Source organism: Candidatus Accumulibacter sp. ACC012, from assembly GCF_907163155.1.
GTDB classification, from domain to species: domain Bacteria; phylum Pseudomonadota; class Gammaproteobacteria; order Burkholderiales; family Rhodocyclaceae; genus Accumulibacter; species Accumulibacter delftensis.
The window spans coordinates 106,478-132,363 of record NZ_CAJQUC010000003.1 but is presented as its reverse complement, the minus strand read 5'-3'; the positions used below and the strand labels follow the sequence as shown (position 1 = coordinate 132,363).

Annotated in this window: 26 protein-coding genes and 1 tRNA gene; 20 read left to right on the top strand and 7 right to left on the bottom strand. The window is 63.2% G+C overall.

The genetic code is table 11. From position 1 onward, the window contains the following. Positions 1-11: 11 nt before the first annotated feature. From QZ648_RS04090 to QZ648_RS04080, 3 genes are all read right to left on the bottom strand, one after another. A complete protein-coding gene (locus QZ648_RS04090) occupies positions 12-371 on the bottom strand; it encodes a hypothetical protein (RefSeq protein WP_169066451.1) in 360 nt (119 codons plus the stop codon). After that, entirely contained in the window at positions 368-664 is a 297-nt protein-coding gene (locus tag QZ648_RS04085; RefSeq protein ID WP_248595350.1) for a DUF6516 family protein, read from the bottom strand. Before QZ648_RS04085 ends, QZ648_RS04090 begins: the two co-directional genes overlap by 4 nt. Before the next feature lie 393 nt (positions 665-1,057). Next, positions 1,058-1,131 (bottom strand) — tRNA-Gly (locus tag QZ648_RS04080). Between the two features lie 85 nt (positions 1,132-1,216). Here QZ648_RS04080 and QZ648_RS04075 point away from each other — a divergent pair. From QZ648_RS04075 to QZ648_RS04020, 12 genes are all read left to right on the top strand, one after another. Beyond that, entirely contained in the window at positions 1,217-1,573 is a 357-nt protein-coding gene (locus QZ648_RS04075; RefSeq protein WP_169066450.1) for a hypothetical protein, read from the top strand. A gap of 43 nt (positions 1,574-1,616) precedes the next feature. After that, a complete protein-coding gene (gene miaB, locus QZ648_RS04070) occupies positions 1,617-2,996 on the top strand; it encodes a tRNA (N6-isopentenyl adenosine(37)-C2)-methylthiotransferase MiaB (RefSeq protein WP_291996180.1) in 1,380 nt (459 codons plus the stop codon). Then, complete coding sequence (locus QZ648_RS04065) at positions 2,993-4,024, top strand: PhoH family protein (protein ID WP_169066448.1); 1,032 nt, start codon at positions 2,993-2,995, stop codon at positions 4,022-4,024. The genes miaB and QZ648_RS04065 overlap by 4 nt, the downstream gene beginning before the upstream one ends. Next, on the top strand, positions 4,008-4,475 hold the full coding sequence (gene ybeY / locus QZ648_RS04060; protein ID WP_169066447.1) for an rRNA maturation RNase YbeY: 468 nt from the start codon (positions 4,008-4,010) through the stop codon (positions 4,473-4,475). The genes QZ648_RS04065 and ybeY overlap by 17 nt, the downstream gene beginning before the upstream one ends. A gap of 74 nt (positions 4,476-4,549) precedes the next feature. Further along, entirely contained in the window at positions 4,550-5,392 is an 843-nt protein-coding gene (locus QZ648_RS04055) for a transporter associated domain-containing protein (protein ID WP_169066446.1), read from the top strand. A gap of 7 nt (positions 5,393-5,399) precedes the next feature. Next, the gene (gene lnt / locus QZ648_RS04050; protein WP_291996179.1) at positions 5,400-6,950 is read left to right on the top strand and encodes an apolipoprotein N-acyltransferase; all 1,551 of its coding nucleotides are present in this window, start codon (positions 5,400-5,402) and stop codon (positions 6,948-6,950) included. A gap of 464 nt (positions 6,951-7,414) precedes the next feature. After that, the gene (locus tag QZ648_RS04045) at positions 7,415-8,005 is read left to right on the top strand and encodes a c-type cytochrome (protein WP_336511652.1); all 591 of its coding nucleotides are present in this window, start codon (positions 7,415-7,417) and stop codon (positions 8,003-8,005) included. A 167-nt stretch (positions 8,006-8,172) separates the two neighbouring features. Beyond that, complete coding sequence (glyQ, locus tag QZ648_RS04040; RefSeq protein WP_169066444.1) at positions 8,173-9,078, top strand: glycine--tRNA ligase subunit alpha; 906 nt, start codon at positions 8,173-8,175, stop codon at positions 9,076-9,078. Position 9,079: 1 nt separating this feature from the next. Beyond that, a complete protein-coding gene (glyS, locus tag QZ648_RS04035) occupies positions 9,080-11,152 on the top strand; it encodes a glycine--tRNA ligase subunit beta (protein WP_291996178.1) in 2,073 nt (690 codons plus the stop codon). Next, the gene (gene gmhB / locus QZ648_RS04030; RefSeq protein ID WP_169066442.1) at positions 11,149-11,688 is read left to right on the top strand and encodes a D-glycero-beta-D-manno-heptose 1,7-bisphosphate 7-phosphatase; all 540 of its coding nucleotides are present in this window, start codon (positions 11,149-11,151) and stop codon (positions 11,686-11,688) included. Before glyS ends, gmhB begins: the two co-directional genes overlap by 4 nt. Then, entirely contained in the window at positions 11,688-12,440 is a 753-nt protein-coding gene (locus tag QZ648_RS04025) for a lysophospholipid acyltransferase family protein (protein ID WP_169066541.1), read from the top strand. The genes gmhB and QZ648_RS04025 overlap by 1 nt, the downstream gene beginning before the upstream one ends. Next, complete coding sequence (locus QZ648_RS04020; protein ID WP_169066441.1) at positions 12,424-13,194, top strand: SprT family zinc-dependent metalloprotease; 771 nt, start codon at positions 12,424-12,426, stop codon at positions 13,192-13,194. The genes QZ648_RS04025 and QZ648_RS04020 overlap by 17 nt, the downstream gene beginning before the upstream one ends. 114 nt (positions 13,195-13,308) lie before the next feature. Here the strand turns inward: QZ648_RS04020 and QZ648_RS04015 are convergent, their stop codons facing one another. From QZ648_RS04015 to QZ648_RS04005, 3 genes are all read right to left on the bottom strand, one after another. Then, positions 13,309-15,351: a tyrosine-type recombinase/integrase gene (locus QZ648_RS04015; protein WP_291996177.1), complete on the bottom strand. Its 2,043-nt coding sequence runs from the start codon at positions 15,349-15,351 to the stop codon at positions 13,309-13,311. A gap of 551 nt (positions 15,352-15,902) precedes the next feature. Beyond that, on the bottom strand, positions 15,903-16,400 hold the full coding sequence (locus tag QZ648_RS04010; protein WP_291996176.1) for a hemerythrin family protein: 498 nt from the start codon (positions 16,398-16,400) through the stop codon (positions 15,903-15,905). A gap of 209 nt (positions 16,401-16,609) precedes the next feature. Next, a complete protein-coding gene (locus QZ648_RS04005; RefSeq protein WP_291996175.1) occupies positions 16,610-17,275 on the bottom strand; it encodes an OmpA family protein in 666 nt (221 codons plus the stop codon). Between the two features lie 530 nt (positions 17,276-17,805). Here QZ648_RS04005 and gloA point away from each other — a divergent pair. The 5 genes from gloA to QZ648_RS03980 all read left to right on the top strand — a co-directional run bounded on the left by gloA (position 17,806) and on the right by QZ648_RS03980 (position 21,358). Then, positions 17,806-18,192, top strand: coding sequence for a lactoylglutathione lyase (gloA, locus tag QZ648_RS04000; protein ID WP_291996174.1), 387 nt, complete (start codon positions 17,806-17,808; stop codon positions 18,190-18,192). A gap of 5 nt (positions 18,193-18,197) precedes the next feature. Continuing rightward, positions 18,198-18,800 (top strand): hypothetical protein, encoded by a 603-nt coding sequence (locus QZ648_RS03995; RefSeq protein ID WP_169066436.1) that lies wholly within the window; start codon positions 18,198-18,200, stop codon positions 18,798-18,800. Between the two features lie 61 nt (positions 18,801-18,861). Beyond that, positions 18,862-19,374 carry an HD domain-containing protein gene (locus QZ648_RS03990; RefSeq protein ID WP_169066435.1) on the top strand — a complete coding sequence of 171 codons (513 nt, stop codon included), beginning with the start codon at positions 18,862-18,864 and terminating at the stop codon, positions 19,372-19,374. A gap of 36 nt (positions 19,375-19,410) precedes the next feature. Then, positions 19,411-19,563: a hypothetical protein gene (locus QZ648_RS03985; protein ID WP_248595349.1), complete on the top strand. Its 153-nt coding sequence runs from the start codon at positions 19,411-19,413 to the stop codon at positions 19,561-19,563. Positions 19,564-19,735: 172 nt separating this feature from the next. Beyond that, complete coding sequence (locus tag QZ648_RS03980) at positions 19,736-21,358, top strand: ABC-F family ATPase (protein WP_291996173.1); 1,623 nt, start codon at positions 19,736-19,738, stop codon at positions 21,356-21,358. A gap of 123 nt (positions 21,359-21,481) precedes the next feature. On the opposite strand, the gene QZ648_RS03975 is transcribed toward QZ648_RS03980, so the two are convergent. Further along, the gene (locus QZ648_RS03975; protein ID WP_169066434.1) at positions 21,482-22,060 is read right to left on the bottom strand and encodes a hypothetical protein; all 579 of its coding nucleotides are present in this window, start codon (positions 22,058-22,060) and stop codon (positions 21,482-21,484) included. A 259-nt stretch (positions 22,061-22,319) separates the two neighbouring features. On the opposite strand from QZ648_RS03975, the gene thrH reads away from it, so the two are divergent. From thrH to QZ648_RS03960, 3 genes are all read left to right on the top strand, one after another. Then, positions 22,320-22,937: a bifunctional phosphoserine phosphatase/homoserine phosphotransferase ThrH gene (gene thrH, locus QZ648_RS03970; RefSeq protein ID WP_169066433.1), complete on the top strand. Its 618-nt coding sequence runs from the start codon at positions 22,320-22,322 to the stop codon at positions 22,935-22,937. 12 nt (positions 22,938-22,949) lie between these two features. After that, the gene (purU, locus tag QZ648_RS03965; RefSeq protein ID WP_291996172.1) at positions 22,950-23,822 is read left to right on the top strand and encodes a formyltetrahydrofolate deformylase; all 873 of its coding nucleotides are present in this window, start codon (positions 22,950-22,952) and stop codon (positions 23,820-23,822) included. Between the two features lie 82 nt (positions 23,823-23,904). Next, a complete protein-coding gene (locus QZ648_RS03960) occupies positions 23,905-25,854 on the top strand; it encodes an ATP-binding cassette domain-containing protein (protein WP_291996171.1) in 1,950 nt (649 codons plus the stop codon). Positions 25,855-25,886 lie beyond the last annotated feature (32 nt).

Here is a 25,886-nt window from a genome sequence, read left to right as displayed (position 1 = left end):
ACGCCAAATGCTTAGGCGGCCGTAGCCATGTGCATATCGACATGGATGTCACGAAACGGACAGCGCAAGGCGCCAGCCTCGGTGCGCTCGACCAGCCCCAATGTAACGAGTTCTGCTGCATCCTCGTGCACACGTTTCACGTCTCGTCCCAAACGGCGTGCAAGTTCGCGAACCCCGACCGTGCCGCCGTCGTACTGCAAGGCCTGGACGATGGCCCAGCGCCGTTCGGTCAGCCTTCCAAAGAAGGCTGCCGGCGTCTCGAAGTTCAGGGTCTCTCCCTCATAGGTCGAGGCTGTCGCGGCCTTTCCAGCCTGACGCAGGGCCGCTCGCCAGTCGGAGCCCAAGGTGATTGTCAGTCTGCGTTTGCTCATCGCGCCCTCCGTTTATCCACTTCCTTGATGAAGTCCTCGATCAACTGATCGATCGTTGAGAAACAATATGAAAACTCCTGGCCGTCAAGATGGCAGTGATCGCCCTTGCCTCTCTCGTTATCAAAGCCGACGACGCGCGCTCCATCGACGACATACACGAGCCGGTACTTGAAGCCATGCGCCGTTGGCGGCACGGGTACAGGCAGGCGCCAGACAATCATCTGAATGATGCTATCGTCTTCGGAGACATCCTTGAACTCAGTGATCAGGGTCGCCTTCATGTTGGCGATCATCACACCGCCAGATGTCCGTTGTCAATTACGACAACACGCAGGCTCCGAGACACCTCAGCGTTGAGTGGTGACCATGAGCGCACTATCGCAGCGAGATTTTTGGCAGCCCGCGTCATGAAATGCTCCCGCCACCCGATCAGAATCCGCAAGGCTGCAAGTTTGGCAGCGTTCAGGTCCCAGAGGCTAGTGGAAACGTGGATTTCCGACTTGCCGACGGTGCGCCAGCAGAGGTGTGGGGACAGAAATGCGAACAGCGTGGATGCCGCTGGAGCGGCGATAGAGACCCGGGTTCCCGTGCATGTGGGGACTAGCTTGCCGCAGTCTTGCCGGTCACCTCGCGAAGCTCAGGGCCAACTTCAATGAAACAATGAAATCAGCACGATAGGCGGGAGGTGGAGCGGGCGAAGGGAATCGAACCCTCGGCTCTAGCTTGGGAAGCTAGGGTATTACCATTATACGACGCCCGCGAAGGGCGCTATTGTACGCCGCTTGTGGCGCGCTCGACAATGCCGAAAGCTGACAGCCGCCCGCCAGCGTGTCTATAATGGGCCGATGGACATCCCCGCGGCCCTCCTGTACACCATCCTCAGCGGCATTGCCGAGGCGGCACTCGAGCCGTCGCCTGACCCGCAGTTGATCAACGAGCCGACGGTCATGGCGCGTATGCTGCCAGCGAAAGCAAAGATGGGCGTCCTGCTGCCGCCAAGGGGCGACGGCTACGTCACCATTGATGACCAGCTGTGGCGGCTGGCGCCGACAGCGCAGTTCCGCAACGGACGCAACCTGATCGTGATGCCGATGCAAATCCAGAGCGCAGCGGAAGTCGTCTATCTCCCCAACGCTGCGGGCGCGATCCATCGCGTCTGGATGTTGACGCCGAGCGAAGCCTCGGCGCCTCGCCCGCGCTGAGTCACCGCAGCCACCCCAGCCACCTCATTCACACAAGTAAAACATGCCAAAAAAACTGTTCATCCGCACCTTCGGGTGCCAGATGAACGAGTACGACTCGGACAAGATGGCCGACGTACTCGCTGCATCGGAAGAAATCGTCAAGACCGACACCCCCGAAGACGCCGACATCATTCTCTTCAATACCTGCTCGGTGCGCGAGAAGGCGCAGGAGCGGGTTTTTCACGACCTCGGCCGGGTACGCCTGCTGAAGCGCGCCAATCCCGACCTGGTAATTGGCGTCGGCGGTTGCGTCGCCAGCCAGGAAGGAGCGGCGATCGTCGCCCGCGCGCCCTACGTGGACGTGGTCTTCGGACCGCAAACCCTGCATCGCCTGCCGCAATTGATCGCCGAGCGGCGACGCCTGGGCAAGTCGCAGGTCGACATTTCCTTTCCCGAAATCGAGAAGTTCGACAATTTGCCGCCGGCGACCGTCGCCGGCGCGACCGCTTTCGTCTCGATCATGGAGGGTTGCAGCAAATTCTGTTCCTTCTGCATCGTTCCCTACACCCGTGGTGATGAGGTCTCGCGGCCCTTCGATGACGTGTTGACCGAAGTCGCCGGCCTGGCAGAACAGGGGGTCAAGGAAGTGACCCTGCTCGGCCAGAACGTCAATGCCTACCGCGGTGCGATGAGCGGCAAGGGCCAGGCCCAGCCCGGCGAGGAAACGGCCGACCTGGCGCTGCTGATCGAATACATCGCCGAGATCCCGGGCATCGAACGCATCCGCTACACGACTTCGCATCCGCGTGAAGTGACGCAACGACTGATCGAGGTCTATGCCAGCGTGCCGAAACTGGTTTCGCATCTGCATCTGCCGGTGCAGTCCGGCTCCGACCGCGTACTGGCGGCAATGAAGCGCGGCTACACCGCGCTCGAGTACAAGAGCCTGGTGCGCAAACTGCGCGCGGCGCGCCCCGATCTGTCCCTGTCCTCCGACTTCATCGTCGGTTTCCCCGGCGAGACCGCCGAGGACTTCGAGAAGACGATGAAGCTGATCGACGATGTCGGTTTCGACGCTTCGTTCTCCTTCATCTACAGCGCACGACCAGGCACTCCGGCGGCCGACCTGACCGACGACACGCGGGCAGCGGTGAAACTCGAACGCCTGCAGCGCCTGCAGCAGCGCATCGACGGACTGGCGCAGGAAGTGTCGCTGGCCATGGTCGGCAGCGTGCAACGGGTACTCGTCGAAGGCTTGTCGAGAAAAGACAAGAGCGAGCTGGCCGGGCGCACCGACAATAACCGCGTCGTCAATTTCGCCAGCGATTCTGGCGACGCCACGCAGTGGCTCGATCGCTTCGTCGATGTGCGCATCAGCGCCGCTCTGCCGCACTCCCTGCGGGGTGAGATGGCCAAGCAAACTGCGGGAGAAGTGGCATGAACGCCAAGACACCTGAAACCAAGAGCCGGGCCATCGAGCTGCTGCTGTCACCGGTCAATAACAAGCACCTGGCCAACCTCTGCGGCGCACTCGACGAGAATCTGCACCAGATCGAAACCGCACTCGACGTCTCGATCGCCCGCCGCGGCGAGCGCTTCACGCTGCGTGGCGACAGCGCGCAGACGGCGCGCTGCTCGGAGGCGCTGCAGCAGTTCTACGCGCAGGCCAGGGAAGCGCTGTCGGTCGACGAAATCCAGCTCGGCCTGATCGAGCTTCTCAATCGGCCGGTGCACAAGGTATCGTCGGGCGGCGGCGTCTCGCCGGCGCTGATGACCCGCAAGAGCGAGCTGCACGGCCGTACGCCGCGGCAGATCGAATACCTCAAGCACATCCAGGAACACGACATCACTTTCGGCACCGGCCCGGCCGGTACCGGCAAGACTTATCTCGCCGTCGCCTCGGCGATCGACGCCTTCGAGCGCGAACTGGTACAGCGCATCGTCCTCACCCGCCCGGCAGTCGAGGCCGGCGAGCGCCTGGGCTTCCTGCCCGGCGACCTGAACCAGAAAGTCGATCCCTATCTGCGCCCACTTTACGATGCCCTCTACGACCTGATGGGCTTCGAGCGCGTCGGCAAGCTCTTCGAGCGTGGCGCCATCGAGATCGCGCCGCTGGCCTACATGCGCGGGCGCACCCTCAACCATGCCTTCATCATCCTTGATGAAGCGCAGAACACGACGCCCGAGCAGATGAAGATGTTTCTGACGCGCATCGGCATCGGCGCCAAGGCCGTGGTCACCGGCGACGTCACCCAGATCGACCTGCAGCGTGGCCAGAAGAGTGGCCTCATCGAAGCCCGCCAGATCCTCCAGGAGGTGCGCGGCATCGCCTTCACCGAATTCCTCAAGGAAGACGTCGTCCGCCACCCGCTGGTGGCGAGGATCGTCTCGGCTTACGAAGCGCACACCGCGGCCCTGGAAGCGCTAGAGGCCAAAAACAGGGCCCGACACCATGCCGAAAAAAGCTGAGCTGCTCGAAGTTGAAGTCCAGTACGCCTGCGACCGCCAGGACCTGCCGAAAAAGCCGCGCGTCCGCGCCTGGGCACGCGCGGCACTGGCCGAGAGCGGGAACCAGGACGGGCGGGTGACCGTGCGTTTCGTCGCTGCCGATGAGGGGCGACGGCTGAACCGCGAGTACCGCAGCCAGGAGGACGCGACCAATGTCCTCTCTTTTCCGTACGCGCTGGAACCACAGCTCTGTGGTGACCTGGTCCTCTGTGTGCCGGTCGTCGCCCGCGAGGCCGCCGAACAGGACAAATCGCTGGACGCACACTACGCGCACCTGGTCGTGCATGGCATGCTGCATCTGCAAGGCCACGATCATGAAGAAAGCGAGGAACAGGCGAGCGCGATGGAGGATCTCGAACGCAGCATCCTGGCTGACCTCGGCTATCCGGATCCTTACGGCAGCGAGGACTGAGGCGATAGCGGCGCGGCAGCCCTGGCAGCGTCCAGGCCATCGCCGCTATCGCCTCAGTCCTTAAAGATCAGCTTATGACCCCCAGTAGCGGCACCCCGGGCTGGCTCGAACGCCTTTCCTCACTTCTCGTGCGCGAACCTGAAGATCGCGAACAACTCATGAAACTGCTGCAGTCGGCACACCAGCGCAAGCTGTTCGATGCCGACGCGCTGAGTATTACTGAAGGCGCCCTGGCCGCTTCGGAAGTCACTGCGCGGGAAGTCATGGTGCCACGCCAGCTGATGGAAGTCATCGATGCCGAGGATTCGCTGGAAACGATCATCGCCCAGGTCAATCGTACGGCGCACTCGCGTTTTCCGGTCATCGAGGGCAATCGTGACCATGTAATCGGCATCCTGTTGGCCAAGGATCTGCTGCGCGTACAGCGTGAGGATGATTTCAGGCTGCGCGACTGGCTGCGGCCGGCGATCTTCATTCCGGAGTTCAAGCGCCTGGACGGTTTGCTGCGCGAATTCCGCATCTCGCGCAACCACATGGCGGTGGTGATCGACGAATACGCAGGTGTCACCGGCCTGATAACCATCGAGGACGTGCTCGAGCAAATCGTCGGCGAAATCGAGGACGAATACGATTTCGACGCCGAGGATGCAGACATCCAGCTCGATCAAAGCGGCCTCTACCGGGTCAAGGCGCACACCGCGGTGGACGACTTCAACGAAGCCTTCGGAACCGCCCTGGGTGACGGACGAAGCGCTACCGTCGGCGGCCTGATCCTGCGCCAACTGGGGCGGGTGCCGGCCTGCAACGAAAGCATCGCCATCGACGACACCAGCTTCCAGGTCTTGCGGGCGGACACTCGCCGCATCTACACCCTGCTCGTTTCCGCACCCCTGAATGCCGACGACATCCCTGCCTAACAGACCCTTGCGCTGGCGGCTCCTGACAGCCCTGCTGATCGGCGCCGCGGGAGTCTTCGCTTTTGCGCCCTTCGGCTGGTTTCCGGTCAACTGGCTGAGCCTCGGTGCCCTTTTCGGCCTGCTCTGCGCCGAGGCCGATGGCATGCGCAGCGCGCGCCGTGGCGCCCTGCTCGGCGCGACCTTCGCTTTCGGCCTGTTCCTGGCCGGCGTGAGCTGGGTCTATGTCAGCCTCAGCGTCTTCGGCGGCATGCCGGCGTGGCTGGCGGGCCTGGCGACGCTTCTTTTCTGCCTGGTGCTGACCATGTTCCCGGCGCTCGCCGGAGCGCTCTACGTGCGCTTCGCTGCCGCCGGCTGGCTGCCGCGGGTGCTGCTTTTCGCCAGCCTGTGGACGTTGGCCGAGTGGCTGCGCTCATGGGTGTTCAGCGGCTTTCCCTGGCTCGCCGCGGGCTACGCGCAGGTCCCGCCGAGCCCGCTCGCCGGCTTTGCGCCAATTGTCGGCGTCTATGGAGTGACGCTTTCGGCGGCGCTCGCCGGAGCGTTGCTCGGCGAGCTGCTGCGCTGCGCTCTGCGCTCGGCAGAGCAATGTCGCGCCGACCAGGGACATCGCTGGCCGGCCCTGCCTTTGCTGACTCTCGCGCTGCTCCTCGGCACCGGCGCCTTGCTGCGTGAAGTGCGCTGGACGCAGGCCAGCGGCGAAGCACTGTCAGTGGCGCTGCTGCAGGGCAATGTTGCGCAGGAGATCAAGTGGCGTCCCGAGCGCTTCGCCGATTCGCTGCGCGTCTACTACCAGCTGGCGCAGGAAAACCCCGCGCAACTGACGATCCTGCCGGAGACCGCCCTGCCCGCTTTTCTTGACCAGATTCCCGCCGAGTATGTCGAAGGACTGCGCCAGCTGGCTTTGCGCCAGCAAGGCGAGTTGCTGCTGGGCATCGCGGTCGCCGAGGGCCGGCAATATTTCAATGCCGCGGTAAGTCTTGGCGCGACGCCGTCACAGCGCTACAGGAAAGTGCATCTGGTGCCCTTCGGCGAGTTCGTCCCACCAGGCTTTGCCTGGTTCATGGCCATGGCCAATATCCCGATGTCCAACTTCACGGCGGGTGCAGCGCAACAGCCCCCCTTGCAGCTGGCGGGACAGAAGGTGGCCGTGAACATCTGCTACGAAGACGCCTTCGGCGAGGAGATCATCGGCGCACTGCCAGCGGCGACGCTCCTGGTCAACATCTCCAATGTGGCCTGGTTCGGTGACTCGCTGGCGCCGGCACAACACCTGCAGATTGCCCAGATGCGTGCCCTGGAAAGCGGCCGCATGATGCTGCGCGCGACGAACACCGGCATGACCGCGATCGTCGATGTCGATGGCCGCGTGCGCTCGGCCCTGCCTCCCTTCACGCGCGGAGCATTGGTCGACAAAGTGCAGGGCTACGCCGGCGCGACCCCCTTCGTGCGCTTCGGCAACTGGCCGGCAATAACCCTGGCAGCGCTGCTGACCGGACTGCTGGCACTGCTCGGCCGACGCAAGCTTCCGGCAACGAGAACGAGCAACCGGCACGCGCGCTGAACGCGTCGCCGTGTAGTAATCTGTGGAAATCTGCGTAATCTGCGGATATTGAAGGACTTTTCCCGGTCGTGATGAGCAAGGCCATGTGCTTGTTGGCAGCGGCGGCGCGACGCGCGTTTTTTGGCGGCTGGTTTATCCGCAGATTTCGCAGATTTCGCAGATTTCGCAGATTGATAAAAGCGTGCGCCGGCATCCCGGACGCATTCTCTGCTTGACAATGAATCTCGTTTACATGGCGCCAGCGATGCTGTAAAAAGAAGTGCAAATCCCAATCGGCAACAGAGGCAGTTTTCACGGAGGGAGCAATGATGTTCAAAGAACTGATTGTTGCCGTATCTCTGACTTTAACCGTGTTTTCCCCCTTCGCTCTGGCCGCGCCGGAAGCCGCAAGCAGCGCCAGCAGCATGCGCCCGAACTCGCCATGGAACGCCGCTTACCCCGAGAAGACTGCGGCCCTGACATTGATGGGCGACGCCAAGGCCGGCGAGGACACCTACCAAACTTACTGCGCAGCCTGCCACCTGCCGAGCGGTGGCGGCAATCCCGACGGCGGCATCCCGCAGTTGGCCGGTCAGCACCGCACGGTGCTGATCAAGCAATTGGCCGATATTCGTGCCGGCGTCCGCGACAACCCGGTGATGTATCCCTTCGCCATCGAGCTGCCCGACGCACAGGCACTGGCCGATGTCGCAACCTATATCGAGACACTCTGCATCCCTCGCGGCGCGGGCCAGTACGAAGCCCCGGATGCGGCCGAGCAGATTGCTCGCGGCAAGCGGCTTTTCGAAAAGGAATGCAGCCTATGCCATGGCCTCAGCGGTGACGGCGTGCAGGAGAAATTCTATCCGGTCCTCGCCGGGCAACATTACGCCTATCTGCTGCGCCAACTGGCCGATATCCGCGCCGGCAAGCGCGGCAATGCGCATCCGGACATGGTCCGGCTGATCGCAAAATACGACAATGCGCAACTGGTCGCCCTCGCGGCGTATCAGGCGAGCCTGGCCACGCGGCCACGCGGATGGGTCACGCAGCCGCGCTTCTGCGCAGCGGAATGATTTAGCTCCACCGCCGGGGGCCCGGCCGGCGCCCTCGGCAGTGCCGCCGGCCGGCATGGACGCTGGCCTGCGTGGCCGCCAGCAGGGGAGTCTGGCGCCAAAAGCGATTCTTGTCCGGGCAGAAACCAAGTAAAATCCCCCCTTTTCGTCTGTGCAGAAACTCTCCCATGCCTACGTTCCAGGAAGTCATTTTGCGCCTCCAGAATTTCTGGAACCAACAGGGCTGTGTGCTGCTGCAACCCTACGACATCGAAGTCGGTGCCGGCACCTTCCACACCGCGACCTTCCTGCGCGCCATCGGCCCGGAGCCGTGGAGCGCTGCCTACGTGCAGCCGTCGCGCCGCCCGAAGGACGGTCGCTACGGAGAGAACCCCAACCGTTTGCAGCATTACTACCAGTATCAGGTGGTCCTCAAGCCCTCACCGGACAACATCCAGGATCTCTACCTCGAGTCGCTGCGCGCGCTCGGCATCGATACCTCGGCACACGATATCCGCTTCGTCGAAGATGACTGGGAAAGCCCGACGCTGGGTGCCTGGGGACTCGGCTGGGAAGTGTGGCTGGACGGCATGGAAGTCACTCAGTTCACCTATTTTCAGGAAGTCGGTTCGCTGTCCTGCAAGCCGGTACTCGGCGAGATCACCTACGGCATCGAGCGCCTGGCCATGTACCTGCAAGGGGTGGAGAATGTCTTCGACCTGGTGTGGGCCGAAGGACCGGGCTACCGGGTGACCTACGGCGACGTCTTCCACCAGAACGAAGTCGAGCAGTCGAAGTACAACTTCGAGCAGGCCAATGTCGAAATGCTCTTCCGACACTTCAGCGAGCACGAATCAGAAGCCCGCCGCCTGATCGCTGCCGGTCTGGCGCTGCCCGGCTACGAAATGGTGATGAAGTGCTCGCACGTCTTCAACCTGCTCGACGCGCGCGGCGCCATCTCGGTCACCGAACGCGCGGCCTACATTGGCCGTGTGCGCGCGCTGGCCCGCGAAGTTGCGCAGGCTTACCTTGATTCCCGCCAGGCCCTCGGTTTCCCCATGTGCAAGACGACTACCGGCCGCGAGGGGCAATGAAATGAACGATACCGTCCTGATCGAGCTGCGCAGCGAAGAGCTGCCCCCGAAATCGCTGCGCCAGCTCTCCGAGGCTTTCGCGGACAGCGTTTTTGCGGCCCTGAAGGCGCAGCAGTTCACCGCCGACGACAGCGTATGCACGCCCTATGCGACGCCGCGCCGACTGGCCCTGTCGATCACCGGCGTCGCCGCCCGCCAGCCCGACCGCATCCTCGAACGCAAGGGCCCCGCGCTGGGCAGCGCGCTCGACGCGACCGGCAAGCCGACGAAAGCGCTCGAAGGCTTCATGCGTTCGGCCGGCGTCAGCTTCGAGCAACTGCACAAGGCGGCTGACGGCAAGAGCGAGTACTTTGTCGCCCGCATCGAGAAGAAAGGCGAGACACTCGCCGCCTACCTCGCCGAAATCGTCGCGCAAACGCTGAAAAAACTGCCGATTCCGAAAGTCATGCGCTGGGGCGACTCGGAGCACCAGTTCGTTCGCCCGGTGCACAGCCTGATCCTCTTGCACGGCGAGCATATCATCGCCGGCGAAGTGCTCGGCCTGCGCAGCGACCGGCTAACTCTCGGCCACCGCTTCCTGTCCTCCGGCGAAATCGTCATCGACAACGCGGCCGAGTACACCGACAAGCTCGCTGCCGGCAAGGTCATCGCCTCCTTTGCCGAACGGCGTGCCGCGGTCGCCGCCCAGCTCGACACGGCCGCCAAGCGCCTCGATGCGCGCCTCAACCCCGCCGACGGCCTGCTTGACGAGGTGACGGCACTGGTCGAATGGCCGGTCGTCTATGCCGGCCAGTTCGAGGCCGAATACCTCGAAGTGCCGCAGGAATGCCTGATCCTGACCATGCAGCAGAACCAGAAGTACTTCCCGCTGCTCGATAGCAGCGGCAAGCTGCTCAACCGCTTCCTGATCGTCTCCAACATGCAGGTTGACGATCCCGGCGCGATCATCAGCGGTAACGAACGCGTCGTTCGCCCGCGCCTGGCCGATGCACGCTTCTTCTACAACCAGGATCGCAAAAGCGGTTTCACCACCCGCGCCATGCGTCTTGGCGCCGTCGTCTATCACAACAAGCTCGGCTCGCAGGGCGACCGCGCACAGCGCCTCGGCCGTAGCGCGCGCAACATTGCCGAAAAGCTCGGCGCCGACGGCAACATCGCCGAAAGTGTCGGCCTGCTGGCCAAGGTCGACCTGCTGACCGACATGGTCGGCGAGTTCCCCGAACTGCAGGGAATCATGGGCCGCTACTACCTGCTCCACGAAGGCAATTCGCCGGAATTTGCCGACGCCGTCGAGCAGCACTACCGGCCGCGCTTTGCCGGCGACGCCCTGCCCCAGGGCAGCATCGCCTGTGCCGCTGCGCTGGCCGACAAACTCGACGCCCTGGTCGGCTTTTTCGGCATCGGGCAACTGCCGACCGGCGACAAGGATCCTTTCGGCCTGCGCCGCGCCGCTCTCGGAGTGCTGCGCATCCTGATGGAAACGCCGCTGCCGCTCGACCTGGCGGAGTTGATCGAGACCGCCGCGCAGGCACTGCAGGCGCAGGGCATTCAGCTCGAACCGGTCACCCAGCCGCTGCTGGTCTTCATGCTCGACCGTCTGCGCGGCACGCTCAGAGACGCCGGCTACTCGATCGACGTCATCGAAGCGGTGCTGGCGCAACAACCGACCCGCATCGACCGGGTTCCCGCCCGCCTGGCAGCGGTACGCGAGTTCCAGCAGCTGCCCGAATCGCTGGCACTGGCCGCGGCCAACAAGCGCATCGGCAACATCCTGAAGAAGGCCGATGCGAACCTGCCCGAAGCGGACGTCGCGCTGCTCGAGGAAGACGCCGAGAAAGCGCTCTTCGAGCGCGTGCGCCTGATCGCCCCGCTGGTCAAGTCGCACGTCGCCAACGAGGACTACGCCGAGGCGCTGAAAGTACTGGCTTCGGTACGCGCCGAGGTGGACCGTTTCTTCGCCGAAGTGATGGTCAATGTTCCCGACCCCGCGCTGCGCGGTAACCGTCTGGGCCTCCTGAAAGCGCTCTTCGAGCAGTTCAACGCGGTCGCCGACATCGCCAAGCTGGCCGTATGAAACTCGTCATCCTCGACCGCGACGGTGTCATCAACTACGACTCGAAGCAGTTCATCAAGTCACCGGCCGAATGGCGGCCGATCCCCGGCAGCCTGGAAGCCATCGCCCGCCTCAATCAGGCCGGCTACAAGGTGGTCCTGGCGACCAATCAGTCGGGCGTCGGTCGCGGGCTGTTCGACATGGATACGCTGAACGCCATCCACGACAAGATGTGCCGCGCGCTGCAGAGCTGCGGCGGCCGCATCGACGCCATTTTCTATTGCCCGCATTCGGTCGACGCGCATTGCGCCTGCCGCAAACCGAAGCCCGGCATGTATGAGCGTATTGCCGACTGCTTCAATGTCGATCTGAGCGGCGTCCCGGCGGTCGGCGATACCCTGCGCGACCTGCTCGCCGCAGCGGCCGTCGGCGCCCAGCCGCTGTTGGTCCTGACCGGCCTGGGCGCGCAGACGGTCGAGGCCGGTGGCCTGCCGGACGGAACGCTGGTCTTCCCCGATCTCGCGGCGGCCACCGAGCATATTCTGCTCTCCTCGTGATGATCGTTATCCGTTCGGCGCTGTTCCTGCTCCTGGTCAGCCTGTGGACGATCCCTTTCGGAGTGCTCGTCACGCTGGCCATCGCCTTGCCGATCACTGCGCGCTACGCGATCATCGCCTTCTGGCGAAGCGGCTTCATGGCCCTCTCGCGCCACGTTCTGGGCATTCGCTACCAGGTCATCGGGCGCGAAAACATTCCCGCCAGGCCATCGATCGTCCTCGCCAAACACCAGGCGGCGTGGGAGACGGTCGGCCTGCAGGAGATTTTTCCGCCGCTGGTCTTCGTGCTCAAGAAAGAGCTGCTGCGCGTGCCTTTCTTTGGCTGGGGCCTGGCGGCGCTGAAAATGATCTCCATCGACCGTGCCGCCGCCAAGGACGCTCTCAAGCAGATCTTCGACCAGGGAGGCGACCGTCTCGCCGCTGGCTACTGGGTGGTGATCTTCCCCGAAGGCACCCGTGTCGCGCCCGGCGAAACCTGTCGCTACAAGCCCGGCGGCGCGCACCTGGCGGTCCGCGCCGGCGCGCTGGTGGTACCGGTGGCGCACAACGCTGGTGAAATCTGGGGAAGGGATGCCTTCCGGATCAAGCCCGGCCTGATCACCGTCAGCATCGGCCCGCCGATCGACCCGGCCGAGAAATCGGCGGCCAGGATCAACACTCTGGCCGCGGCCTGGATAGAGGAAGAAATGCGCCGCCTCTCGCCGCACCGCTACCCGGCGCCTGCCGCTGTCGTAGATGTCGTGGCTGCCTGACGCGGCCTCTCCCGGCGAGCCTTCACTGCCTGCGCTACCCGCTGGGGAAACAGCCCGCAGCATCGAACTGGGCGAGCGCACGGTTGCCTATGTCTTGCGCCGGGCCAGCCGGCGCACCATCGGATTGACCATCGACCACCGCGGCCTGCGCGTCGGCGCACCGCGCCGTGCCTCGCTGCGCGAGGTCGAAAGCATGCTCCTGCAGCATGGTCAGTGGATCGGCGAGAAACTCGACGAATGGTCCACGCGGCGAGCGCCCGAAGTGCTGCAGATCACTGACGGGCTGCAGCTACCAGTGCTCGGCAAGCCGCTGCGCATCCGTCTCGCGCTCGGCGCCAATCGCGGCGTCTGGAACCTGCAGGCGACCGAGCCGACACTCACCCTATGCCTGCGCGCACCGACAGAAGCTGCACGCGTGCTCGAGAAAGCACTGCGCGAAAAGGCCCGCGAGCTGTTCGCCGAGCGCCTCGCCCACTACGCGCCGCTGCTCGGCGTGACGCTGCCACGGCTGTCGCTGTCGTCAGCGCGAACGCGCTGGGGAAGTTGCAGCCTGCGCAGCGGCATTCACCTCAACTGGCGGCTGATTCATTTCCCGCCAACAGTCATCGACTACGTCGTGGCGCACGAACTCGCGCACCTGCGCGAGATGAACCACAGCCCGGAGTTTTGGCGCATCCTTGGTGCAATAGTTCCTGATTACAGGGACTTGCGTGCCGAACTCCGCGAGGTGTCAAAGGGTCTTGCACGGTTTTAGCAGGTGGTTTGCCGGCGGGAGCATGCCGTGCTTGCCAAAGGTCGCAGTAGCGATGGCCGGGCCGGCCGGCGGTGCCTGCTCGGCGGCACAGACCGTTACTCCTCGGCATCTCGGTCAAGTCGTTTCTGCGCTCCGCAAGGCCGGCATGATGGTATCAACGTCAGCGCCGCGAACTTGCCGTGGCCCCGAACTGACGGCTGCGTATGACGCAAGCTCTTCGCTGCTCAGACGTCCGACGAGGGGCCCAAGATCCGAGAAACGCACGTTCTGATTGATCAGGTTGATGATGTACGTGTGCCGCAAGGCTGCTGGCGATACCGATGCGGCGGCGTCCAGCCCAGCATCCAGCGCGGCGCAAGTGATCCGGGAGATGATCTCGGATGCCGCAAGTTGCTGCCCTGATGAAGCGCAGAACAGTAACTTGTCTGGGTCTTCGCCGCCATGTTTCTCCAGTGTCTGCGCCAGCCAGCCAGGCATCGCCAGTGTCCTTGCCCAGGCGCCACGCACGCTCAGGTGCGAGCTCGCGCCGTCGACATCCTTGACCGCCAGTTCCCTGAGCTCATCTAGCGTCAGCCCAAGAAGCAGCGTCGCGCACAGCAAACGCGCCTCGCCGTCGGCGGCAGCCAGCAGAGCGGCAAGCTCGTCCTGAGTCAGTTCGCGGCCGACGCTCGCCGCCGTTGGCAGTTGTGGAAGGACTCGGCAAGCGGCATCGTAGGTCAAGCCGGGGAGTGGTTTCGGCGCTTCGACACTCGGGGTCGGTGAAGGCTGGGAGACGACGACCGTGGTCGTCCCGAGCGCTGCTGGCGCTGGCGAACGATTGAACAGTTCGACGAACCACATGGCCAGCAAGCCGAGCGAAAAGGACGCGGCCAGGTTGATCAGGCCATCGCGCAGATAGTCGGGGCGCCATGGTTTCTCGGGCACACTGGCGGACTCGATCAGCGTCAGCTTTGGCTGGCGGGTGTTTTCAGTCGCTTCGAGCTTGGCCAGGCGTTCGCTGGCATTGCGTCGCGCTCCTTCGAGCCGCACCAGATCGTCTTCCATCGCCTTGGCTTCCTGGAAGTTCGCGGCAGCCACCTGCGCTGTTCGCCGTTGCTCGTCGAGCTGGCCGCGTAAGCGTTCGACCGTCGCACGAGCTCCCGCCGCGTCTTCTTCGGCGTTCGCCAGCGCCGCCTGCTGACTGGCCGAGCGGCTGCTCAGCAACTGTTGTTCGAGTTCGCTCAGGCGCGCGCGCAGGGCTCGCGCCGTCGGGTCCATGGCCATGAACGCAGGCGTATAGCTACGTTCCATATCCCGCAGTTGCTCGCGGGTCACAGAAACGCGGTGCTCTATCGAAGCCAGCGTCGGGTTGTCTTTGGCAAGAACGGGACTGCGGCCGCTAGCCGCGGATTCGCGCAGGGTGCGCAGCCGGGCATCGGCTTTTGCGAAATCCTCGTTTGCCTTGTTGAGTGACTCGGAGAGGCCTTTGATCCGCGCCAAGGCCTGATTTTCACTACGTTCCGACGAAACGACGCCGCTTGTTTCCCGGAAGGCCGCCAATTGGGCGCGTTTTTCGGCCATGCTGTCGCCGAGTCGCTCGACTTCGTCGCGTAGATTGACAATGGCTTCGTCGGAGGCATTGCTGTGCGTCGTCAATGACTGCTCATGATAGGTTTCGATCAGCGTATTGACGACTTTCGTCAGCAGTTGCGGCGAAGCCCCGGTAGCCTGCAATTCGACGATATCCGTCCCCAGGATTGGGGTGGCGGTGACCGCGTTCTGCAGGGCAAGTGCAGCATCGACGCCCACGAAGGGGTCATCGTGACCGTCTTTGAGCAAGCGGCGAGAGACCTCCTCAAAAAGGGGGCGACTGGTGAGGACCTGGGCCTGCGTGAGCACGTCGATCGGCTGCGCAGGCCGCAGCTCCGCGTTCCAACCAACGCTGCTCGCTACCGTCTGGGCAGCCACCGCGCCGGATGAAATTTGCACGCGTGCAGTCGCCCGGTATTCGGGCGAACGGAGCAAATTCCAGGCCAGTCCGGGCAGCAAGCTCAAGGTGAAGACAATGAGGAATACGCGCAGTCGTCGCCGATTGATGCGCCGGGCCGCCGCTGCGGGATCGCTGTAAGGTGACGAATCGCTAATGAACTTGTCGCCAAGAGATGAGAGCGAGAACATGGAATTGCGCCTTTCCAACAAGTTCGATCCGCCTTGCCAGGCCCGAACCCAAGGGACCGCAGCCGTCGACCGGAGTGCCGACATGCGCATTCTAATCGCCTGCCTCACCAGCCGCTGCTTTCATTCGTCGCCGTGCCGAAGCCACTCGTCAAGGTCGCGCCAAGCGACCGGCAGAGGCTTTGTTGGTCGACCATCGTAGAGTGGTGTAGTCGCTGCCGTCGTAGGCAGCGGCTGTCCAATCGAGGTCGTGATGCGCCTGCGTCAGGCACGCCGGGTAGGCATGGTGCGCGGAAGGGCAGGTTTTCTCGTGCCTGTCCGAGGTTCGCAAGGTCCGAAAGGCACACCAAAGACCACGGCCCACGCTTCTGGGCAATCGTCGCCTGGCTGTGCCCCGACTACCGAGCCGCGAGCCGCGCGCCAGGAACTGAAACGACTCGCCGCGACCTGCCCGCGCTGGTAGTGGCAGGCCGCGAAGACAGATTAGTTCGTTGCCAGGTGGTGAAGCGGCAGCGCTACGCTACGCGCGCGGGCACCGCGTGCCTTCCGCGAATCTACTTGCCTGGCCAGACATGTTCCTTATCGCTCGCGGCCTTGCGGGCATACAGGCAGTAATCCATGTCGCTGTTGAAGATGTGCCCGACCGTGAGGCCAAGCACATAGTTCTGAAAGGCCAGTCCGGGTTCGCCAACGACACTCCCGGGTTGCGATTTGTGGAGGCGGTCGAGGATGATCTGCAGTTCGTGGAGCATCACCTGATGCTCCGCCTTGTGCGCTGCGAGTTCGGGATAGCCGATCTCGGCCAGCAGTTGCTCCTCGTAGCGGAAATGCGCGTGCAGCACCTTGTCGAGCTTCTCGGCGAGCGCCTTCAGTTCATCGAGGTCGCCATGATCCTGCCAGATGTGTGCGATTTCCAGCGCGAGATTGAAGATCGCCTCGTGCTGCGCGTCGATCTGCGGTTGATGAACCTTGAGGTGGTCGCCCCAGGCGACCAGTTGCTTGAGGGAAAACTCGGAGAGGTTGTGAAGACCAGATACGGGCGCAAGACTCATGGTGTTTTTCCCTTCGCCTTCGTCGGGTGAGAGAGCACTCTTGGGACTAGTCCGCCACGACATTCCACATTAGTGGGTATGGAGGCGGCGTTGTCAAGCGGCAAGGCATCCAGAGCACCGCGATGGCCAATCGCGCAGAAGGCTTGCCGGCGCTGTCCAGCGTTCCGCAGCGCCGGCATGGCAAAAAAATGGCCACCGCCGCGAGCTGCTCAGCGAGCGGGCTCGGCGACGAATATTTCCACGCGGCGGTTCATCGCCCGCCCGGCAGCGGTGGCGTTGTCGGCGACTGGCTCGCGCGACCCACGGCCATCGATGGCGATGCGGTTGGCGGCTACGCCTCGGGCAACGATATAGTCGCGCGTCGCGGCGGCACGATTTACTGATAGCGGATCGTTGATCGCATCGCTGCCGGTGCTGTCGGTGTGTCCGACGATGGTCACTGTGGTCACGGCATGCTGGTTCAGACTCGCGGCAAAGCCGTCGAGCAGCGGGCTCATGTTCGGCTTGATGTTGTAACGGCCGACGTCAAAGGAAATATCACTCGGGATGTCCAGCTTGAGTCGGTTGTCGGCAGTCTGCGACACTGCGACCCCAGTACCTTGCGTGGCCTGCTCCATCGAGGCCTTCTGTTGCTGCATGCGCTGCGACCACAGATAACCACCGGCAGCACCGGCCGCGGCACCGATGGCCGCACCGGTGGCGGTACTGCGGCCCTTGTTGCCGCCGGCCGTAGCGCGCCCGATTACCGCCCCGGCGACTGCGCCGATGGCGGCCCCGGTTCCTGTATCGCGTTGCGTCTCGCTCATATTGGCGCAACCCGACAGCCCGCTCGCAGCAAGGGTCATGGTTAGCAGCGAGATGACGATCTTTCTCATGCTCATTACCTCCTTAGGCGATTTCTGGCAAATAACCTACCATCTTGCTTGTCTTTTCGCCCGACTTCTGTGTTGCGACAACAGTTACATCGTTCGACTATGCGCCTGTTGTCGCACCTTGAAGTCGGCCGAAAATCCGGCGCAATCTGGTACGTACTTTTCCGGCAATCGCCTTAACGGTCATGACACGTGGAGACACCCCAAATCATGAAAGTCATGACCGTTTCCCTCTTCCCCTGCCCCTTCTCCCGCAAGGGGAGAAGGGAGTTTCGTGAGTCGCTTGCGCGACTTTCACATTAACGTGTTGACAAGCGTCTCGGTATCGCCGCTAAATGCTGGCGATACGCCGACACCGCCCGATCCTGTGAGCGGGGAAGACACGTTATGCCCATCGCCGTCCCGGCGCAAGGCAGCGCCCCGCCCCGCCCAGCCCGACGCTAACTCCAGGTCGACAAAAGCCTGCACTTCTGGTGTATCTTTTCCGGCAATCGCGCGATCGCATCGCAAGCGCAAACCGGCAAGGAAAAATCATGAGAATTCTGCACACCATGTTGCGCGTTGGCCATCTGGACCGCTCGCTGGCTTTCTATACCGGGGTCCTCGGAATGCAGCAACTGCGCCGCCAGGATTATCCGGGCGGTCGCTTCACCCTGGCTTTTGTCGGTTTCGGCCCGGAGTCGGAAGAGGCGGTGCTGGAACTGACCTATAACTGGGATACGCCGGCTTACGAACTCGGCAATGCCTTCGGCCACATCGCCATCGAAGTCGCCGATGCCTACGCGGCCTGCGAGCAGATCAAGACGCGTGGCGGCAAGGTGGTCCGCGAAGCGGGTCCGATGAAACACGGAACGACGGTGATTGCCTTTGTCGAAGATCCCGATGGCTACAAGATCGAGCTGATCCAGAAGAAAGGCTGACGGTCATGACTTTCCCGAGCTTCTTCGCCGCCGTGCCGACGATCGTCATGCGCGATCGCCTGGCCGAATTCCTCGGCGCCGCCGCTGGCGGCCTGATCGAATACGGCTACGCCGATGCCGTCAAACTGGCTGGTCATTCCTGCCCGACAGTGGCTGGCAGCTATCTGCTCAGCAGCCGCGCACTACAGGCGCTTTATCCGGACGAGATACCGCTGCGCGGTGAACTGCGCGTCGATTTCCGCGATGCGCAGGAGAGCGCGGTGACCGGCGTCGTCGCAGCGGTGGTCGGACTGCTCACCGGGGCCGCCGGAATTGGCGGCTTCAAGGGACTGGCCGGTCGTTTCTCGCGTCGCGAGCTGCTCAGCTTCGGAGCCGAGTTGCCCGGCGAGATACGCTTCACCCGTCAGGATAACGGGCAAAGTCTGTGCGCCTCGCTGCACCTCGGCCAGGTTCCTGCCGACTCCCGTCTCGCGCCGCTGCTGCAGGCGCTACTCGCGGGCAAGGGCGATGCCGAGCAGGCAGCGCTGTTCGCCGAGCTGTGGCAGGATCGCGTGCGGCGGATCCTGATCGAACACTTCAGTGACCCAGGCCTGGTCAGGCTGAGCTGAAGCCGCTGGCGAAACGCTGCCCAACAGCAGCCGTTGCACGGCTGCCCGCAAGGAAAGAACCATGCTTGACGAAGCACGCTCCTTTGCCCTGGCTGCCCACGGCAGCCAACGCTACGGCGACCGGCCGTATTCCTTTCACCTTGACGCGGTCGTCGCCCTACTCGCCCCCTACGGCAGCCAGGCACAGGTCATCGGCTACCTGCATGACGTGGTCGAGGACACGGCGGTCACCGAGAGCGAAATCCGCGCCCGCTTCGGCGCGCTGGTCGCCGACTGTGTCAGCTTGCTTACCGACCTCTCCGGAGCCAGCCGCGCCGAGCGCAAGGCGAAGACCTACGCCCTCCTGGCCACGGTCACCGGCGCCAACGAAGTGGCCCTGCTGGTCAAGGCCGCAGACCGCCTGGCGAACGTCAGAAGCTGCGTCCTCGACGACCAACGCGGCCTGATGACTGTCTATCGCGAGGAACACGCGGGCTTCAGACGCTCGGCTTACCGCGCAGGCCTCTGCGACCCCTTGTGGTTGGAGCTTGATCGCTTGCTGGCAGTGAGCAGCGTCGCCGTCGACCATGCCTGAGCGACGACGCTAGCCGAGCGCAGCGGAGAGAACGAGGTGTTCGAGATTCAGAACTACTCGAGCTTCATTGCCGCGATTGTCGTCTTCCAGCTGATTCCGGGCCCTGGCACGCTGGCCACGTCGCAGCCGCACACGGGCGGGGCAGGTACGCCATGGCGGGCGCCAGGCAAGCACACCAGCAAACCCTGAGGTACAATATCGCCCTTTTTGCACCTCAACGGTCACGAGATGTCGAGACGCCGTCGACCACCAAAGCCTTGACCGTCCCCCTCTTCTCCAACCCTTCTCCCGCAGGGGGAGAACGGAGCTTCGTGAGTCGCGGACGCGACTTTCACGGGTGTGATTTTACCGAGGTTTCTTAGTGCTCGTTGCCAACAACATCACCATGCAGTTCGGGGTCAAGCCCCTTTTTGAAAATGTCTCGGTCAAGTTCGGCGAGGGCTATCGCTACGGACTGATCGGCGCCAATGGCTCCGGAAAGTCGACTTTCATGAAGATTCTCGACGGCGAACTCGAAGCGACCGCCGGCAACGTCTCGAAAGACGCGCACGAGCGGATGGCCTACCTTCGCCAGGACCAGTTTGCCTTTGAAGAACAGCGGGTAATCGACGTGGTGATGATGGGCCACGCGGAAATGTGGGCCTGCATGGTCGAGAAGGACGCCATCTACGCCAATCCGGAAGCGAGCGAGGAGGACTACCTGCACGCCGCCGAACTGGAAGGCCGCTTTGCCGAATACGATGGCTACACCGCCGAGGCACGCGCCGGCGAACTGCTGCTCGGGGTCGGCATCCCGGCGGAACAGCATTTCGGTCCGATGAGCGATGTCGCTCCTGGCTGGAAGCTGCGCGTGCTGTTGATTCAGGCACTATTTGCCAACCCCGAGATCCTGCTCCTCGACGAACCGACCAACAACCTCGACATCGCCACCATCCGCTGGCTGGAAAACGTGATCAACGACCGCAACAGCACGATGATCATCATTTCCCACGATCGCCACTTCCTGAACCAGGTGTGCACCCACATGGCCGACCTGGATTACGGCAAGATCACCGTGTACCCGGGCAATTACGACGATTTCATGGAAGCTTCGGCGCAGGCACGCGAACGCCAGCAGAACGCCAACGCCAAGGCCAAGGAACGGATTGCCGACCTGCAGAATTTCGTGCGCCGCTTTTCGGCCAATGCCTCCAAGGCCAAGCAGGCAACGTCACGCGTCAAGTTGATCGAAAAACTCAAGCCGGAAGACGTCAAGCCTTCGTCGCGACAGTACCCCTGGATCCGCTTCGAATACGATGAGCGGGAGAAGCTCCACCGCCAGGCCGTCGAAATCGAAAACCTGGGCTTCGCCTATCCGGGCAGCAAGCAGAAAATCTTCGACAAGCTGACTCTGAGCATCAACGGCGGCGACCGGCTGGCAATCATTGGCGAAAACGGTGTCGGCAAGACGACGCTGCTGAAGCTGCTGATGGGCGAGTTGCAGCCACAACGCGGTAGCATCAAGTGGGCCGAGAAAGCAAGCCTCGGTTACTATGCTCAGGACCATGCCCATGATTTCGACAGCGGCGTCAACCTGACCGACTGGATCGCTGGCTACGCACGCGCCAGCGCGAGCGAGGGAGACGACCTCGAAACGCTGATCCGCGGCACCCTCGGCCGCCTGCTGTTCTCGGGCAACGAAGTGCGCAAGCCAGTAAAGGTGATCTCCGGGGGCGAGCAGGGGCGCATGATTTTCGGCAAGCTGATGCTCATGAAAACAAACGTGCTGGTCATGGACGAGCCGACCAACCACCTCGATATGGAATCCATCGAGTCGCTCAATACGGCCTTGGAGAAATTCAAGGGAACGCTGGTTTTCGTCTCCCACGACCGCGAGTTCGTCTCGTCACTGGCGACGCGGATCCTGGAAATTCGCCTCGACGGCACGCTGGTCAATTACCTGGGCACTTACGAAGAGTACCTCGCCAGCCAGGGTCTGGCCTGACCCGGCAGCGACGCGGGTCACTCGTCGGCCCGGCGTAGAGCAGCGACGATCGGCCCGCCGGCCGGCCCGCCGGCAAAACCCTTGCCGGGATCAGTTGACCGGGCTGGCGACCGCCTTGCTTCCTTACTTGCTCGCAGCGGCGGCCGCTTCGGCCGCTTTCCTGGCTTCTCTCTCGGCGTCCTGCCGCGCCCGCTTGTCGAGCTTGGCTTGCCGCTTGGCCTGCTCAGCAGCCGCCTTCTGCCGCCCCGCCTCGGCTTTTTTCGCCTTGTCGGCCAGCTTCGCCTCGCGCTCGGCCAGCTTGGCCGTTTGCTCGGCGCGGTAGCGCTGAGCGCGCTCCGGCTCCTCGGACTGGCGAGCAAGATTGTCGGCAGCGCGTTGCGCTTCCCTGGAGTCGAGTTCCTGCCGCCGCGCCGCACGCTCGAAATCGATCGCCGGCTGGTCGAGCTTGCGCGCCGTGACCAGCGACGCCGCGTGGCGTTTCTTGGCCGCCACCAGACAATCGCTCATCAGGAACTTCTCGTAGCAAGCATTCTGTTCGGCCTGATAGCGCTCCTCGGCCTGCTCGCGTAGCGCGTCGGCCCGCTCACGTTGGGCCACGGCCTGCTCCAGCGTCTGCGGCACGGGAACCGGCACAGGCTCGTCGGCGGACGCCGCAGCACTGATCGACATCAACAGGGCCAGCAAACCGCCCGCAGCACGCATGCAATTCCCCTTCCATATCCTCATCGAGTGGTAGTGGTCGGTCCGCTCGCTCGCGTCACCGCCACCGGCGCGCAGACTGATGCGCCTGTTAGCCGCGTGTACTATAAACGAGCCTGGTGACCGAGCGTAATCGGAGCCGGGCGCAATCACCACCGTTCAAGCGCTGCGATCGCCCAAACACGGTCGCTCTGCGGACCTGGCAGGGCGGATTTGGTAGAATCTCGTCTTTTTGCCAAACCTCACCCACCAGGAGCCTGCCGTGCAAATCGTCTGCCTTGACCTCGAAGGCGTACTCGTCCCCGAAATCTGGATCGAATTCGCCGCGCGCACCGGCATTCCAGAGCTTCGCCGTACCACGCGCGACGAGCCCAACTATGACAAGCTGATGAACTACCGGCTGGCCATCCTGGCCGAGAACAAGCTGGGCCTGCCGGACATACAAAAAGTGATCGCCGAGATGGGACCGGTCGAGGGCGCCCGCGCATTCGTCGATGGACTGCGCGAAACCTATCAGCTGATCATCCTTTCGGATACCTTCTACGAATTCGCGCATCCTCTGATGCGCCAGCTCGGCTGGCCGACATTGTTCTGCCACAGTCTGGAAGCCAACGCCGACGGCAAGGTGGTGAACTACCGGCTGCGCATGCCGGACCAGAAACGCGAGGCCGTGCAACGCCTGAAGGAACTCCGCTTCTCGGTCGTCGCCGCCGGCGATTCGTACAACGACACGGCCATGCTCGGCGAAGCGCATGCCGGCATCCTCTTTCGCCCACCGGAGAAAGTGATCAAGGAGTTCCCGCAGTATCCGGTCACGCAGACCTTCGCCGACCTCCGTGCCGAAATCGACAAAGCCTTCGCCACGCGCGCCGCCGCCTAGGATTACCGCCGCATGCAAAGCAAACGTTTCTACACCCTTTCCGGATCCTGCCCCGACCAGATCGGCATCATCGCGCGCATCTCGGGCTTCATCGCCCAGCACCAGGGCTGGATTCTCGAATCGAGCTATCACGCCGACGAAGGCAACGATGAGCATGCCAGCCGCTACTTCATGCGCATGCAGGTGAAAGCCGATTCGCTGCCCTTTCATCTGGCCGAGTTTCGCGACCGCTTCGCGCCGCTGGCTGCTGAACTATCGATGGACTGGAAGATCAGCGACTCGGCAGTCAAGCGGCGCGTGGTGCTGATGGTCAGCAAGCAGGAACACTGCCTTTACGACCTTCTCGCACGCTGGCAATCGAAAGAGCTCGCCATCGAGATCCCCTGCGTAATCTCGAATCACGACACTTTCAAGGCTTTCGTCGAGTGGCACGGCATCCCCTTCCACCACGTGCCGGTCAGCGCCGACAACAAGCAGGCGGCGCACGCTGAAATCTGTCGCATCTACGACGAAGTCAAGGGTGACACCATGGTCCTTGCGCGTTACATGCAGATTCTGCCGGCCGATATGTGCACCCGCTACCCGGGACAGATGATCAACATCCACCATTCGTTTCTGCCCAGCTTCGTCGGCGCCCGGCCTTACCACCAGGCCTTCCAGCGCGGCGTCAAGCTGATCGGCGCAACCTGCCACTACGTCACCCGCGAACTCGACCAGGGACCGATCGTCGAGCAGGACGTGATCCGCATCGATCACTCGGACTCCGTCGAAGACATGGTGCGCTACGGCAAGGACATCGAGAAGGCGGTATTGGCGCGCGGGCTGCGCTATCACCTCGAAGATCGCGTCCTTCTGCACGCCAACAAGACCGTGATATTCCGCTGAGCCCCGCCAGCACCGATAGCCATTACCCTCAAGTCTCGGCACGACCAAGTCTGCTGGACGACCACCTGGAGTTTTCTGCCGCATGATCACCCTCAAAGGCGTTACCCTGCGCCGCGGCGCCAGGGTGTTGCTCGATAACACCTCGGTGACCATCAACACCGGCGAACGGGTTGGCCTGATCGGTCGCAACGGCGCCGGCAAGTCGACGCTTTTCGCGCTGCTCGACGGCAGCCTGCACGAAGACGCCGGTGAGTTCTTCCGGCCAGCCCAGTGGCGCCTCGCGCAAGTCCTGCAGGAAATGCCGGAAACCTCGCAAAGCGCCACCGATTTCGTGATTACCGGCGACACCGCCTTGCTCGCAGCCCAGGAGGAAGTACGCCTGGCCGAAGCGAGCGGCGACGGCGACGACCTGGCACATGCCTACATGGCCCTGCACGACGCTGGCGCACACGATGCGCAGGCACGTGCGCAGGCCCTGATCCTTGGCCTCGGCTTCAAGACTACCGAACTGAACAATCCGGTCGACAGCTTCTCCGGCGGCTGGCGAATGCGCCTGCAGCTGGCCCGGGCGCTGATGTGTCCGTCCGACCTCCTGCTTCTCGACGAACCGACCAACCACCTCGACCTGGACGCGCTGGTGTGGCTGGAGAGCTGGCTCAAGCGCTACGAAGGCACAATGCTGGTTATCAGTCACGATCGTGAGTTTCTCGACGCAATTTCGACGGTGACGCTGCATCTCGACAACGAGCAATTGACGCGTTATGGCGGCAACTACAGCGTTTTCGAGGAAACCCGCGCCCAGCAGCTCGAACTGCAGCAAAACGCCTACGCCAAACAACAGGACAAGATCGCCCATCTGCAGAGCTTCATCAACCGCTTCAAAGCCAAGGCGACCAAGGCCAAGCAGGCGCAGAGCCGGGTCAAGGCACTGGAAAGAATCGAGCGTCTGGCGCCGATACTGGCCAATGCCGAGTTCAGCTTCGAGTTCAAGGAAGCCGCCAACCTGCCCAACCCGATGCTGATCATGGACAACGCCAGCTTCGGCTACCCGGCACCTGCCGAGGCAGCCGCCGGCACCCCGCCGACGGTGATCGTCCGTCAGGTCACGCGCTCGGTGCTGGCTGGCCAGCGCATCGGGATCCTGGGCGCCAACGGACAGGGCAAGTCAACGCTGGTGAAAACCATTGCCCGCGTCCTCAGCTGTACCAGCGGCAGCCTCGCCGAAGGGAAAGGCCTGCACATTGGTTATTTCGCGCAGCAGGAGCTCGACGTTCTACGCCCCGACGAAACACCTCTCGAACATATGGTGCGCATGGCCAAGGAGGGACTGCCCAACGGCCAGAGCGGCCGCGAGCAGGATCTGCGCAGCTTCCTCGGCACCTTCAACTTCAGTGGCGACATGGTCAAGCAAGCGGTCGGCACGATGAGTGGCGGCGAAAAAGCACGCCTGGTGCTGTGCATGATCGTCTGGCAACGCCCCAACCTGCTGCTGCTCGACGAACCGACCAACCATCTCGACCTCGGCACCCGCGAAGCCTTGTCGATCGCACTCAACGAATTCGAGGGCACGGTAATGCTGGTCAGCCACGACCGCTCGCTGTTGCGCTCGGTATGTGACGAGTTCTGGCTGGTCAGCCGCGGTGGCGTGGCCGACTTTACGGGCGATCTCGATGACTACCAGCGCTACCTGCTTGACGAAGCAAAACGCAGCCGAGACAGTCTCAAGAAATCGCTGAAGAGCGCCAAGGAGCCGCGCCAAGCCGCAGCATCGGTGAGCACCACGGCCAACCGGAAAGGGCCCGGAACGCTGAAAGCCCTGGCCCGCGACCAGGGCCGGATCGAAAAGGAGCTGCTCGATCTGCAGCAAGAACAGCACTCTCTGGAGAGCCGTTTGTCGAAGCCACTGGCCGCCGCTGATCTGGCGGCTCTGGGAACACGCATGAGCGAGATCGCCGTGCAGTTGGCGAAACTGGAAGAGCACTGGCTGACGCTCGCCGAACGGATCGATTCGGCCGGCCCGACAATCTCGTGAGGTGCTTGGCCCCCTACACAGCAATTGGAGCA